The organism is Amycolatopsis viridis, assembly GCF_011758765.1.
Classification (GTDB): Bacteria; Actinomycetota; Actinomycetes; order Mycobacteriales; family Pseudonocardiaceae; genus Amycolatopsis_E; species Amycolatopsis_E viridis.
The window spans coordinates 2,707,375-2,719,530 of the sequence record NZ_JAANOU010000001.1 but is presented as its reverse complement, the minus strand read 5'-3'; the positions used below and the strand labels follow the sequence as shown (position 1 = coordinate 2,719,530).

At 71.8% G+C, this 12,156-nt stretch carries 13 protein-coding genes; 2 read left to right on the top strand and 11 right to left on the bottom strand.

Annotated elements, in window-relative coordinates:
• Positions 1–48: 48 nt before the first annotated feature.
• A complete protein-coding gene (locus FHX46_RS13415) occupies positions 49–555 on the bottom strand; it encodes a MarR family winged helix-turn-helix transcriptional regulator (protein ID WP_167113932.1) in 507 nt (168 codons plus the stop codon).
• A gap of 98 nt (positions 556–653) precedes the next feature.
• On the opposite strand from FHX46_RS13415, the gene FHX46_RS13410 reads away from it, so the two are divergent.
• Positions 654–1,202 (top strand): YceI family protein, encoded by a 549-nt coding sequence (locus FHX46_RS13410; protein ID WP_167113929.1) that lies wholly within the window; start codon positions 654–656, stop codon positions 1,200–1,202.
• Positions 1,203–1,259: 57 nt separating this feature from the next.
• Here FHX46_RS13410 and FHX46_RS13405 read toward each other — a convergent pair whose 3' ends face one another.
• The 5 genes from FHX46_RS13405 to FHX46_RS13385 form a co-directional block, all read right to left on the bottom strand.
• Positions 1,260–1,808, bottom strand: coding sequence for an HIT family protein (locus FHX46_RS13405; protein WP_167113926.1), 549 nt, complete (start codon positions 1,806–1,808; stop codon positions 1,260–1,262).
• Positions 1,805–3,841 (bottom strand): threonine--tRNA ligase, encoded by a 2,037-nt coding sequence (thrS, locus tag FHX46_RS13400; protein WP_167113923.1) that lies wholly within the window; start codon positions 3,839–3,841, stop codon positions 1,805–1,807. Before thrS ends, FHX46_RS13405 begins: the two co-directional genes overlap by 4 nt.
• 74 nt (positions 3,842–3,915) lie before the next feature.
• Positions 3,916–4,533, bottom strand: coding sequence for a malonic semialdehyde reductase (locus FHX46_RS13395; protein ID WP_167113920.1), 618 nt, complete (start codon positions 4,531–4,533; stop codon positions 3,916–3,918).
• 80 nt (positions 4,534–4,613) lie between these two features.
• Complete coding sequence (locus FHX46_RS13390) at positions 4,614–5,414, bottom strand: glycoside hydrolase family 16 protein (RefSeq protein WP_313886120.1); 801 nt, start codon at positions 5,412–5,414, stop codon at positions 4,614–4,616.
• 32 nt (positions 5,415–5,446) lie between these two features.
• The gene (locus tag FHX46_RS13385; protein ID WP_167113917.1) at positions 5,447–6,283 is read right to left on the bottom strand and encodes a glycosyltransferase family 2 protein; all 837 of its coding nucleotides are present in this window, start codon (positions 6,281–6,283) and stop codon (positions 5,447–5,449) included.
• 69 nt (positions 6,284–6,352) lie between these two features.
• On the opposite strand from FHX46_RS13385, the gene FHX46_RS13380 reads away from it, so the two are divergent.
• On the top strand, positions 6,353–7,732 hold the full coding sequence (locus FHX46_RS13380; RefSeq protein WP_313886119.1) for a hypothetical protein: 1,380 nt from the start codon (positions 6,353–6,355) through the stop codon (positions 7,730–7,732).
• 5 nt (positions 7,733–7,737) lie between these two features.
• On the opposite strand, the gene FHX46_RS13375 is transcribed toward FHX46_RS13380, so the two are convergent.
• The 5 genes from FHX46_RS13375 to FHX46_RS13355 are packed head-to-tail and all read right to left on the bottom strand — an operon-like array spanning position 7,738 to position 12,143.
• Positions 7,738–7,968, bottom strand: a complete 231-nt coding sequence (locus tag FHX46_RS13375; protein WP_167113911.1) for a hypothetical protein — start codon at positions 7,966–7,968, stop codon at positions 7,738–7,740.
• Complete coding sequence (locus tag FHX46_RS13370) at positions 7,965–8,528, bottom strand: acyltransferase (protein WP_167113908.1); 564 nt, start codon at positions 8,526–8,528, stop codon at positions 7,965–7,967. The genes FHX46_RS13375 and FHX46_RS13370 overlap by 4 nt, the downstream gene beginning before the upstream one ends.
• Positions 8,525–10,549 carry a hypothetical protein gene (locus FHX46_RS13365; RefSeq protein ID WP_167113906.1) on the bottom strand — a complete coding sequence of 675 codons (2,025 nt, stop codon included), beginning with the start codon at positions 10,547–10,549 and terminating at the stop codon, positions 8,525–8,527. The genes FHX46_RS13370 and FHX46_RS13365 overlap by 4 nt, the downstream gene beginning before the upstream one ends.
• A complete protein-coding gene (locus FHX46_RS13360; protein WP_167113903.1) occupies positions 10,546–11,787 on the bottom strand; it encodes a lipopolysaccharide biosynthesis protein in 1,242 nt (413 codons plus the stop codon). The genes FHX46_RS13365 and FHX46_RS13360 overlap by 4 nt, the downstream gene beginning before the upstream one ends.
• Entirely contained in the window at positions 11,784–12,143 is a 360-nt protein-coding gene (locus FHX46_RS13355; protein WP_167113900.1) for a hypothetical protein, read from the bottom strand. Before FHX46_RS13355 ends, FHX46_RS13360 begins: the two co-directional genes overlap by 4 nt.
• Positions 12,144–12,156: the final 13 nt, after the last annotated feature.

Sequence of the window (12,156 nt, the reverse complement as noted above, 5' to 3'; positions counted from 1 at the left end):
CTACGACGATCCGGTGACGCGGCGCGCCCAACCCGCCGCCGCGGGAGATCAGACCCGCTCGTCCAGCGGCTCCTCCAGGGCGGCCATGGCCGCGGCGCACCGCGGCGTGAGCTTGTGCTGGATCGCCTCGGCTATCTCGCCCAGCGCGCGGACCTGGTCGGACGTGAGCGCATCGAACAACGCCTCACGGACCGCCTCCACGTGTCCGGGGGCCGCGGCTTGCAGCGCGGCGAAGCCGCGATCGGTCAGCCGGGCGAAGGAGCCGCGCTTGTCGGTGCCGCAGCTGTCGCGGCGCACCCAGCCGTTGGCCTCCAGCCGGGCGACCGCGTGCGAGAGGCGGCTGCGTGAGGAATGGCACTTCTCGGCGAGCTCGCTCATGCGCAGGGTGCGCCCGGGCGCCTCGGACAGCACGACGAGCACCTCGTAGTAGGTGTGCGGCATGCCGGCGTCGCGCTGGAGCTGGGTTTCCACGTGGCCACGCAGCATCGTGACGGCGATCGAGAACTCGCGCCACACGCGCTGCTCCTCTGCGCTGAGCCATCGCGGTTCGGACATGTCACACATCCTACCCCTAGTTGAGCGCTCAATCTTTTTCCGCTACGGTCTGGTTGAGGGCTCAACCAGACCCCCGCTTCCCCGAGGAGAGACGACCCATGACTGCTTCGACCACCGAGATCCCCGGCTACATCGCGGGCACCTGGACCATCGACTCGGTGCACTCCGACGTCGACTTCGTCGTGCGCCACCTGGGCGTGTCCAAGGTCCGCGGCCGGTTCGACTCCGTCGAAGGCGAGATCGTGACGGGCGCGAACCTGACCGACTCGAAGGTGACCGCCACCATCCAGGCCGCCAGCATCGACACCAACAACGCCGACCGCGACGCCCACGTCAAGAACGCCGACTTCCTCGATGTCGAGCAGTTCCCCACGCTGACCTTCGTCTCCACCGGGGTCCGGGCGGAGGACGGCGAGTACTTCATCGACGGTGAGCTGACCCTGCACGGGGTCACCAAGCCGGTCACGCTGAACGCCGAGGTCGGCGGCTTCGCCGACGGCCTGGCCGAGGGCAGCAAGGTGTTCGGCATCTCCGCCACCACCGAGATCAAGCGCACCGACTTCGGTGTCGGCGCGAACGTGCCGGGCGCCGTGGTGAGCGACAAGGTCCGGATCGAGCTGAACATCGAGGCCCTCCTGCAGAGCTGAGGACCACCCACCGGACACGGGCCCGGACGCCACGGCGTCCGGGCCCGTCCCGCTTCGCTAGACCCGGCGCCACGCCGCGGACAGCAGCTCGCGGGTTTCGCCGAGCAGCTGCGGCAGCACCTTCGTCTGCCCGATCACCGGCATGAAGTTCGCGTCGCCACCCCAGCGCGGGACCAGGTGCTGGTGCAGGTGCGCGGCGATCCCCGCACCCGCGATGACGCCCTGGTTCATGCCGATGTTGAACCCGTGCGCCCCGGACACCGACCGCACCACCTTCATCGCGTGCTGGGTGAACTCCGCCAGCTCACGCGTCTCGTCCGCGGTCAGGTCCGGGTAGTCGGCCACGTGCCGGTACGGCAGGACCATCAGGTGCCCCGGGTTGTACGGGTAGAGGTTCAGCACCGCCCAGACGTGCTCGCCGCGCGCCAGGATCAGCGCGTCGGCGTCGTCCAGGCCGAGCAGGCGGCAGAACGGGCACCCCTCGGGCTCGTCACCCGCCGGCTTGTCCTGGCCCTGCACGTAGGCCAGCCGGTGCGGGGTCCACAGCCGCTGCAACGCGTCCGGGACCCCGGCCCCGTCCTGCTCCACCAGCTCCGGCTCGGTCAAGGCAGTACCGCCTGCAACGCCTCCGCGGTCGGCGAGCTGTTCTCCCTCCGCGCGACCCAGCCGGCGACAGCCTCCACCGCGTCCGCCACCGGCACACCGTTGATCTGGCTGCCGTCACGGAACCGGAACGAGACCGCACCGGCCTCGACGTCCTTGCCGCCCGCCAGCACCATGAACGGCACCTTCTGCGTGGTGTGCGTGCGGATCTTCTTCTGCATCCGGTCGTCGCTGCTGTCCACCTCGACGCGGATCCCCTTGGCGCGCAAGGCCTTCGCCACACCCTGCAGGTGCTCCACGTGCTCGTCGGCGATCGGGATGCCGACCACCTGCACCGGGGCCAGCCAGGCCGGGAACGCGCCGGCGTAGTGCTCGGTGAGCACGCCGAAGAACCGCTCGATCGACCCGAACAACGCGCGGTGGATGACCACCGGCTGCCGGCGGCTGCCGTCCGCGGCCGTGTAGGTGAGCTCGAACCGCTTGGGGTGGTTGAAGTCCAGCTGAATGGTCGACATCTGCCAGGACCGGCCGATCGCGTCCTTGGCCTGCACCGAGATCTTCGGGCCGTAGAAGGCCGCCCCGCCCGGGTCCGGCACCAGTTCGAGCCCGGACTCGATCGCGGCCTGCCGCAGCGTCTCGGTGGCCTCCTCCCACTCCTCGTCGGAGCCGATGAACTTGTCCGAGTCGCCGCGGGTGGACAGCTCGAGGTAGAAGTCGGACAGGCCGTAGTCGGCCAGCAGGTCCAGCACGAACCGCAGCAGCGACCGCAGCTCGCCCGGCATCTGTTCCGGCGTGCAGTAGATGTGCGAGTCGTCCATGGTCAGCCCGCGCACCCGGGTCAGGCCGTGCACCACGCCGGACTTCTCGTACCGGTACACCGTCCCGAACTCGAACAGCCGCAGCGGCAGCTCCCGGTAGGACCGCCCGCGCGAGCGGAAGATCAGGTGGTGCATCGGGCAGTTCATCGCCTTGAGGTAGTACTCCTCGCCCTCCAGGGGCAGCGGCGGGAACATCGTGTCCGCGTAGTAGGGCAGGTGGCCCGAGGTGTAGAACAGCCCGCTCTTGGTGATGTGCGGGGTGTTCACGAACTCGTAGCCGGACTCCTCGTGCCGCCGGCGCGAGTAGTTCTCCAGCTCGCGCCGGATGATGCCGCCCTTGGGGTGGAAGACCGGCAGGCCCGAGCCGATCTCCTCGGGGAAGGAGAACAGGTCCAGCTCCGCGCCGATCCGGCGGTGGTCGCGCCGCTCCGCCTCGGCCAGCCGTTCCAGGTAGGCTTCCTGCGCCTCGGCCGACTCCCACGCGGTGCCGTAGATGCGCTGCAACTGCGGGTTCTTCTCGTTGCCACGCCAGTAGGCGGCGGCGACCCGGGTCAGCGTGAAGGCCGGGATGAACTTGGTGGTGGGCACGTGCGGGCCGCGGCACAGGTCGCTCCACACGCGCTCCTTGGTGCGCGGGTCCAGGTTGTCGTAGATGGTCAGCTCACCGCCGCCGACCTCCATCACCTCGGCGGTGTCCACTGTGTCCAGATCGGACTTCAGGTCGATCAACTCGAGCTTGAACGGCTCGTCCGCGAGTTCCTCCCGCGCCTGCTCGACGGAGTCGAACCGGCGGCGGGAGAACTGCTGCGCACCCTTGATGATCTGCTTCATGCGCTTCTCCAGCGCCTGCAGGTCCTCCGGGGTGAACGGCTTGTCGACCAGGAAGTCGTAGTAGAAGCCGTCCTTGATCGGCGGGCCGATGCCGAGCTTGGCCTCCGGGAACTGCTGCTGCACGGCCTGGGCGAGCACGTGGGCCGCGGAGTGCCGGATGACGCTGCGGCCGTCCTCGGTGCCGGCCGCGACGGGCTCGACCGTGGCGTCCGACTCCGGCGCCCACGCCAGGTCACGCAGGCGCCCGTCGGCGTCGCGGACGACGACGATGGCCTCCGGCCCCTTCGTCGGCAGCCCCGCCTCGCGGATCGCGGCGCCGGCCGTGGTCCCGGCCGGCACCACCACGCTGACGGCGGGTGCGGCTGCGGCGGACGACGGCTGGTTCACGATGGGCTCCTTCGAACGAAGTGATGTCCCACCGATGCTATCCGCCGCCCGCCTGCCGCTTCGCGCGAGGGACTTCAGACGGTGTCGGTCACCTCGTCGTAGTCCAGCCGGGGCAGCCGGTCGAACCACGGGTTCTCGCCCGGCTTGCCGATGTTGACCACGACCAGGGACTTCCAGGTGCGGTCGGCGAAGAACTCGCGGTCGATCCCGGCGGCGTCGAAGCCGGTCATCGGACCGGCCGCCAGCCCGGCGGCGCGGACGCCGACGATGAAGTAGCCGACCTGCAGCAGCGCGTTGAGCCGCGCCACGCGCTCACGGGCGCTCTCGTCCCCGGAAAAGAGGTCCTTCGCGCCCGGCTTGTGCGGGAACGTGCGGGGCAGCTTCTCGTGGAAGTCGGTGTCGGCGGCCAGCACCACGGTCACCGGGGCGCTCGCAGTCTTGGCGCGGTTGCCCTCGGACATGTGCGGCAGCAGCCGTTGCTTGCCCTCCTCGGTGCGGACGACCAGCGCACGCAGCGGCTGGGTGTTCATCGACGTCGGCGCCCACTTCACCAGGTCGTAGATCGCCTGGATCTGCTCCTCACCGACGGGCTCGTCGGCGAACGAGTTCGCGGTGCGAGCCTCGCGGAACAACAGGTTCTGCACGTCCGGCGGCAGGTGCAGGAGGTCGGCGAGGCTGGCGGTCGAGGTCATGGGTACTCCCCTGGACGATTTGTGGGCCTGCTCAACGGCCAACATAGTTGAGTGCTTGACTATTTCGCGTGTGCGGGTCGTCACTCGTAGAGACGCACCCAGTCGATCTCCGCGGTGCTGCGGATCGGGGCCGCGGCCTTGTGCCGGTTGTGGTTCTGCTGGATGACCAGGTGCATCGGCTGGTCCGGGATGGTCCCGGGCCTGCCGTAGGTCGCCCAGGCCACGCCGTCGATGTAGCAGGTGACGTGGTCGGGCTGCCATTCGAGGGCGTAGTTGTGCCACCCGGTTATGTCGAAGGGGGACTTCCTGGTCTGCCCGGCGGCGGTGTTGCCCGGGCCGTGCAGGAAGCTCTCCACGTACTGCCGCGCCGGATCGTAGATCTCGGCGAAGTCGATCTCGCCGTCGGTGTTGGTGTCGCTCTCCGGCCACAGCAGCAGAACCGGGTTGAAGTCGGGGTCCGCCGGAGCCGGGAAGCGCGCACGGACCTCCCACCGGCCGTAGGTGCGGTCGGCGCGCCAGGCGATACCGCAGGTCGCGGCGGTGTCGTCACCGTTGCCGACCAGGGTGAGGATGCCGTCGCGGACCACGCACTGGTCCGCGCTCAGCGTCTCCCCGGACACCGGGTTCCGCCCGGCGTAGACCTCCCAGTCGGCGGTGTTCACCCGGCGGCCGTCGAAGTCGTCCTGCGCGACGAGCCGCCAGCCGTAGTCGGCGGCGGCCTCGCCTGAGCGGTCCGGGGTGACCAGCGCCGTGCTCGGCGCCTGGGTGCGCACCGTCGGCCAGTCGCCGCCGCTGAAGCGGCCCGAGGTCACCCGGACGGCGAGGACGGCCACACCCACCAGGATTACGCAGGCGACCAGGATGACTACGCGACGCGCCACGCGCGTCAAACTACCTTCCCCCCATCGAGGGACTAGTTACGCGCCCCCTGGCTGCGGGCCATCAGGAACAGGGCCACCCGCCGCAACCGCGCCCACGGCGCCATCGCCGAACCGACCAGCCGGTCCACCGGCCGCACCCCCCACACCGGGTCGCTCGCCAGGTCCTCGGACAGCGCCCGCTGCTCGGCGTACTCGGCCCGCCCCGCCTGCGCCGACAACGTGCCCGGCGCGATGCGGAACGCGGCCAGGGACTCCGGCTGGCCGTAGAAGGCCCCGTGACCCAGCAGGCGGATCCACAGCGCGAGGTCCATCGGGAACTTCCAGCCCGGGTCCCAGCCGCCGACGGCGTCGAACTGCTCGCGGCGGAACAGCGCGCCCCCCGGTTCGCCCAGCGGGTTGCCGCCGTGCCGCACGACCTTGCGGATCACCGCGTCCGGTTCGTGCCGGCCCACCAGCCCGCGCAACCCCCTGTTCGCGGCGAGCACCGCGCCGGTTTCGTCGATCATGTCGCGGCGCGCGCAGACCAGCGCGATCCCCGGATCGGTGGCGAGCACCTCGTACTGGCGGCGCAGGCAGTCCGGGTGCAGCAGGTCGTCGGCGCACAGCAGCTTCACGTAGCGCCCCCTGGACTCGGCGACGGCGCGGTTCCAGTTCTCGGCCAGCGGCAGCACCCGGTCGTTGCGGAGCACACGCACCCGGGGGTCCGCGAAACCCCGCACGATCTCCGGGGTCGCGTCGCTCGAGGCGTTGTCCAGCACGACGACTTCGAAGTCCTCGAAGGTCTGCGACAGGACGCTGCGGACGGTGCCGGCGACGTATCGCCCGGCCTGGTATGCCGGGATGCACACGGAAACCGAGGCCGCGCTCACGGGCATTTCCCCCTTCCGGGTGTAGCTCTGAACAGGCAAGACAGTGGTCGGTCACGCATGCTGGCTCGCGTGGGGATCGTAGCGATGGTCGCCCTGCTGGTGGCGGGGCTGTTCAGCTGGCCTCCGGGGAAGTCCGACCGAACCCCGGAGCCACCGCCCGTGGTGCTGCATCCCGGCGAGGGTGGTCTGGTCCTCGGGGTGACGCACGCACAGTACAGCTTGGACTCGTGGCTCACACCCGGACAGCGGCAGAGCGGCGAGCAGATCCTGGGCGCCACACCGATGCTGCAGAACCAGCACATCATGGGCTTCGGCGTGGGCAATCCCGAGCCCGCACCCGGCCGCTACGACTGGTCCCGATTGGACGAACGAATGGACCTGATCGAGCGAACCGGCGGCACACCGGTGATCACCTTGTGCTGCGCTCCGGATTGGATGAAGGGCGGTGCGATCGGCACGACCAACTGGGACAATCTGGCCGCGGCGCCGCTGCGGGCGCACTTCGCCGACTTCGCCCGCCTGTCCGCGCAGGTCGCCCAGCGCTATCCCCAGGTCCAGTACTTCCAGGTGTGGAACGAGCTCAAGGGCTTCTGGAACGCCGCCCGCGACAACTGGGACGTGGCGGCCTACACCGACCTGTACAACCAGGTCTACGACGCGGTGAAACGGGTGCGGCCGGACGCCCGCATCGGCGGCCCGTACGTGGTGCTGACCAGCTGGTCCGCGCCGGCGGCAACCGATCACCCGTCGCAGTTGCGCGGCCCGTACGGCGTGGTCGACCAGCGGTCGCTGGACGTCGTGTCGTACTGGAACGAGCACAAGCACGGCGGCGATTTCGTCGCGCTGGACGCCTCCACCGGCACCCGCGACAAGGGCCTGATCACCACGCCGGACAAGGCGTCCCAGATCTACGCCGACGCGACCCGCTGGGCCCGCGGGGTCACCGGGCTGCCGGTGTGGTGGTCGGAGTTCTACCCGGACAGCAAACCGCCGGACCCCAAACCCCCGGACGGCAAGGCCCCGGACACCACGCTCCCGGCCGGCACCGCCCTCACCCGCAGCGCCGGCACCGCGCAGGCCGCGCCACCGGTGGACCAGGCGCGCGCGGTGGCCACTTTGGACGCGGTGGCCTGGGCCGAGGAGGCCGGTGCCGCCGCGATGCTGTTGTGGCAGCCGGAGGCCAGCGACGACCTGCCCTACGCCGCGTTGTGGTCGGAGGCGCGGCCGGGCGTGGACCGGTTGCGGCCGATGAGCCTGACCGCGGCCTGGACCTGGCTCGCGCCGCGGCTGCGGGCCGGGCTGGTCGACGTGGCCCGGCCGGCGCACGCGGTGCAGTTCAGCACGCCGCGCGGGCAGGTCACGGTCAATCCGCGGAGCACGCCCCAGCTCCTGCGGACCGGCGGGGTCAGCCTGCGACTGCCACCGCTGGCGATCCTGCTGCCGCACTGACCGGATCACACCGCGAGACCCACCACGATCCGCCACACCGCGCCGGCCGCGGTCAGCACCGTCAGCGCCACCGCGACCAGGTCGAGCGTGCGGATCCGGCGGTCCCGCGCGGACGCCGAATCCGTCGAGCGGCGCCCGACCGCGATCTCCTTGAGCACGGTCCGCACCACGAGCACCACCAGCAGGGCCACCCCGGCGACCGCGGTGCACAGGGTGAGCCAGTCGGCCGGGCTCACGCGGGCTCCGTGACGACGGCCGTCTCGCGGACCAGGCGGGCCGGCACCCCGGCGTAGACCCCGGGCACCGGGCAGTCGCGGGCCACGACCGCACCGGCGGCGATCACCGAGTCGTCGGCGATGCGCACCCCGGGCAGGATCTGGGCACGCGCGCCGACCCACACCCGGTCGCCGATCACCACCGGCCTGGCCTCCGCGACGCGGGACACGCGGCCGTCGGGCAGGGTCCGGTGGTGCGAGGTGACGATCATGACCTGCGGGCCGAACTGGCACGCCTCGCCGATGGTGATCGGGCCGAGGGCCTCCAGGTAGCACTCGGCGTTGAGGAACGTGCGGCGGCCGATCTCGACGTTGCGCAGCGCGCCGTAGATGCGCAGCCCGGGGAAGATGTTGCCGGAGCGCACGCGGGCGCCGAGCGCGCGATAGCCGAGCAGCCGCAGCGGTCGCGGCATCAGCGCGCTGCCGAGCACCCCGTTGACGAACGCGCCGACCGTCGTCGCCCACAGCTCGATGTGGACCTGATCGCGCAGCCGGCGTCCCAGGGTCCGGGTCTCGCTCACGTGTTCCCTCCGCCACTGCCCTGCACGAACCTGTCGGCGGGCGTCGTCCGGCCGAGCACCAGCGACCCGCGATCGTCGAACACCAGGTGGTACACCCCGGTCGCCTCGAGCTCGCGGACGAGGTCGGCGCCGAAGGTGTCGGGGACCTGGTCGAAGATCTTCAGGTAGGCCCACTGCGGCTCGGTGAGGACAAGATAGTCCGGGCCCTTGCCGCGCAGGCACGCGACCAGTGCGGGTACGTCGGCCATCGCACCCTCGCAGTAGCCGTCGACCTCGTACTGCGACACCTCGCCCACCCGGGCGAACTGCAACGGCACCGAGTTGACCAGCGAATCGACCCGCTGCCCGGGCTGCGCCTGCTGCACCGCCCAGCTCGCCGCGGCGATGTCGCTGTCGTGGAAACTGACGTAGGCGTCGTTGCCCCCGCGGGCGGTGACGGTCGCGGCGAGCAGCCCGGTGAGCACGACCCACGGCACCGCCGCGGTCAGCACGGTGCGGGCGGGCCGGTTGCGCCAGCGCAGCCGCCGCGCCGCGGTGACGGCCTTCTCCAGCGCGAGCGAGGCGGGCAGCGCCATGACCGGCAGCGAGAACAGGAAGCAGCGCATGAAGACCTCGCCGCCGTAGGGCTGGGCGACGGCGAGCCCGAACGGCGCGATGCTCAGCGCCGGCAGCAGCCAGGACTTGAGGTTGTCGCGGCGCATGAGCCAGATCCCGTAGGCGGACAGCCCGGCGACGCACAGGGTGATGCCGATGCGCACCGTCAGCACCACGAGCCGCCCCGGGCTGCCGGCGAACCGGGCCACGATCCCCTGGTCCACCGAGGACCCGACGTCGCCGAGCGGGCTGAGGATCATCTGGACCAGCTGCCCGCTCCAGAACTCCGAGGCGCCCAGCGAGAACCACACCACCGCGCCGCCGAGGATGACGAACGGCACCCACGCCGGCCACAGCCGCCCGAACACCAGCAGGAGCAGCAGCAGCACGCCGAGCACGAACGGCGTGAGCTGGTGCGTGGGGGCCAGCGCCAGCCCGATCAGGACCACCGCGCCCTGCGCGACCAGCCGCGCCTTCGGGCTCGAGCGCGGCGCGAGCCGGGCGCGCAGGCGTGCCTTGACCGGTTCGGTCAGCCGCGGCCGCACCAGGTGCCGGAAGGTCAGCGCCAGCGCGGCGAGCAGCAGCACCATCGCGGTGCCCTGCGGGGAGAAGTAGTCCTGTTCGGTCCAGTTCGCGACCAGGTAGAGCCACGGCGCGAGCCACGCCGCGCGCCGGTTGCCCAGCGCGGACACGGCCAGCGCGCGCACCCCGAGCACCGCCAGGCCGGACAGCACGACCGGGGCCCAGTTCAGGAACGGGACCGCGTCCGGCATCCCGGCCGCGCGCGTGATCATCGCGACCAGGGAGAAGAACCCGGCCCACGAGAACCGGGCGTCGTAGTCGTGCAGGATGTCGCCGTGGGTGGCGATGTAATCGGCGAACCCGGCGTGCAGCCACGCCACCGGCAGCCGCGCGACCTCCTCGACCGCGGGTTGCAGCCCGTAGACGCCGAGCACGCCCACGAGCGTGTAGAGCGAGAGCAGCCAGGTGCGCGGCCGGTAGCGCAGCAGTTCCAGCACCACCGCCGCGACCAGCAGCGGATAGGACAGCAACGTCGGCACCGACAGCTCGGCGACGAGCCCGAGCCCGCCGATCGCCTCGGGCGGGACCGGGTGCAGCCCGACGATCCACAGCACCACCGCGACCGCGGCGAGGCCGGGGCCGAAGAACGGGTCGGCGAGGAACCCGGGCCGCCCCGCCCCGGCACCCCGCCGGGGACGCGAGCCGCCCGCGCGGGACGGTGACTCCGGTGACTCCCGCGACTCCGGGGACTCCGGCGGTTTCGCCGGCGCGAGGCGGCCGGAGGCGGGGATGTAGCGGGTCGGGGTGCCCGGCGGCGGCTGCGGGAAGCGCAGCGGTTCACGCGGCCAGGGCGACGGGCGCAGCGGCCGGTCCGGGCGCAGGGACCGGGTGGGCGGTTCGGTCACGGGCGCACCCCGGACAGCCGGCGCCGCAGGTCCACCAGCACCGCCGCGGCGATCACCGCCTGGACGACGAGCATGCCGACGCCGAACCCGGATTCGGCCGGCACCAGCAGCGCGAGCAGCACGGCGGAAGCGGCGGTGACGGCCTGCAGCAGCGCCACCCCCGCGCCGCGGCCGGCGGCCAGGTGCACCGCCACCCCCAGCACCACGACCAGGCGCGGCACCTGGGCCGCGAGCAGCACGCGCAGCAGGCCGGCGCCGGCGGTGTACTCCGGGCCGAAGATCGCGAGCATCACCCACGCCAGCAGCGCACCGACGGCGAGCAGGGGCACGAAGACGAGCGCGAGGCGCTTGCCCGCGCCGGTGACCAGCGAGCGGGCGTGCCCGGGTTCGGCGGACAGCCGCACCACGAGCGGGTTGACGAACGCGGTCGCCGCCACGTCGAGCGCGTTGATCGCGGTCCAGACCACGAAGAAGACGGCGTTGGCCTCGGCGCCGAAGCGGTGCAGCACGATCAGCGGCACCAGGTTGTAGAGCACGACCACGCACACCATGGCCGGGTAGGACGGCGCGAGCAGCCGCAGCACCTCGCGCCGGTCCGGCAGCACGCCCGGCGCGAGGCCCGGGGAGGTGCGGCGCACCGACCGGGCGACGAGAACCGTCACGACCACGACGCCGATCAGCGTCGGCACGGCCCACGACAACACCAGCCCGAGCGCGCCGGCGACCGCGCCCAGCCCGGCCAGCAGGCCCAGCCGCGCCACGCTGAACGCGCTGTTCTCCACCGGGACCCAGCGGGCCAGGCCGAGCGCGGTGAGCACCGCGTCCTGGAACTGGAACAGGGTCCAGCCGATCCCGGCAACCAGGAACCAGGCGGCGCCGGCGGGGACCCGGTCCACGACCTCCGCCCCGGCCGGCACGAGGACGAACACGAGCGAACCCACCACGCCACCGGCCAGCACGGACAGGTAGGTCCGCAACAGCAGCCGCGGCCGGTGCGCCCCGGCGCGCGGCAGCCAGCGCAGGATCGCCGGGCCGAGTCCGAGTTCGGCGATGCCGGCCACCAGCAGGAACCCGGACACGAACGCCGAGGTGTCGCCCACCTCCGCGGCGGGCAGCAGCCGCGCGGCCAGCACCCAGCCGATCATCCCGGCGAGGGCGGTGATCGCGGCCGAGGCCGACAGCGCCAGGCCGTCGGCCACCATGCCCTTCCCCGGGGCCGTCTCCCTGCCGACCGTCATCGGGCCCCGCCCGGGCGGCTGCGCAGGACGTGGTGCACCAGCGGGATCGTCGTGATGGCCGCGAGCACCACCACCGCCGCCTCCGGGTGCCAGGTGTGCGTGAGCACCAGGACCTGCGCCACGATCAGCGCGATCGCCAGCGAGATGCCGACCGCGCTGATCCAGGTGACCGACAGGTGCCGCACGTTGACGTAGGAAATCAGCGCCCAGCCGGGCGCGGTGAGGACGAACAACAGGACCGCCGGTGGCCGCAGCACAACACCGGAACCGGACCAGACCAGGACGATCGTGACGAGGCAGACGGCAAGCAGCCCGTAGGCGGTGTACCGCCGGATCCTCAGCTGCTGCTCGACCACACGTGCCCTTCCT

Bases quoted from the DNA above. Each gene is read 5' to 3' on its own strand.
- FHX46_RS13395 (WP_167113920.1), bottom strand. From the start codon at position 4,533: ATGACCTCGACCGCCAGCCTCGCCGACCTCCTGCACCTGCCGCCGGAC.
- FHX46_RS13360 (WP_167113903.1), bottom strand. From the start codon at position 11,787: ATGACGGTCGGCAGGGAGACGGCCCCGGGGAAGGGCATGGTGGCCGAC.
- FHX46_RS13410 (WP_167113929.1), top strand. From the start codon at position 654: ATGACTGCTTCGACCACCGAGATCCCCGGCTACATCGCGGGCACCTGG.
- FHX46_RS13415 (WP_167113932.1), bottom strand. From the start codon at position 555: ATGTCCGAACCGCGATGGCTCAGCGCAGAGGAGCAGCGCGTGTGGCGC.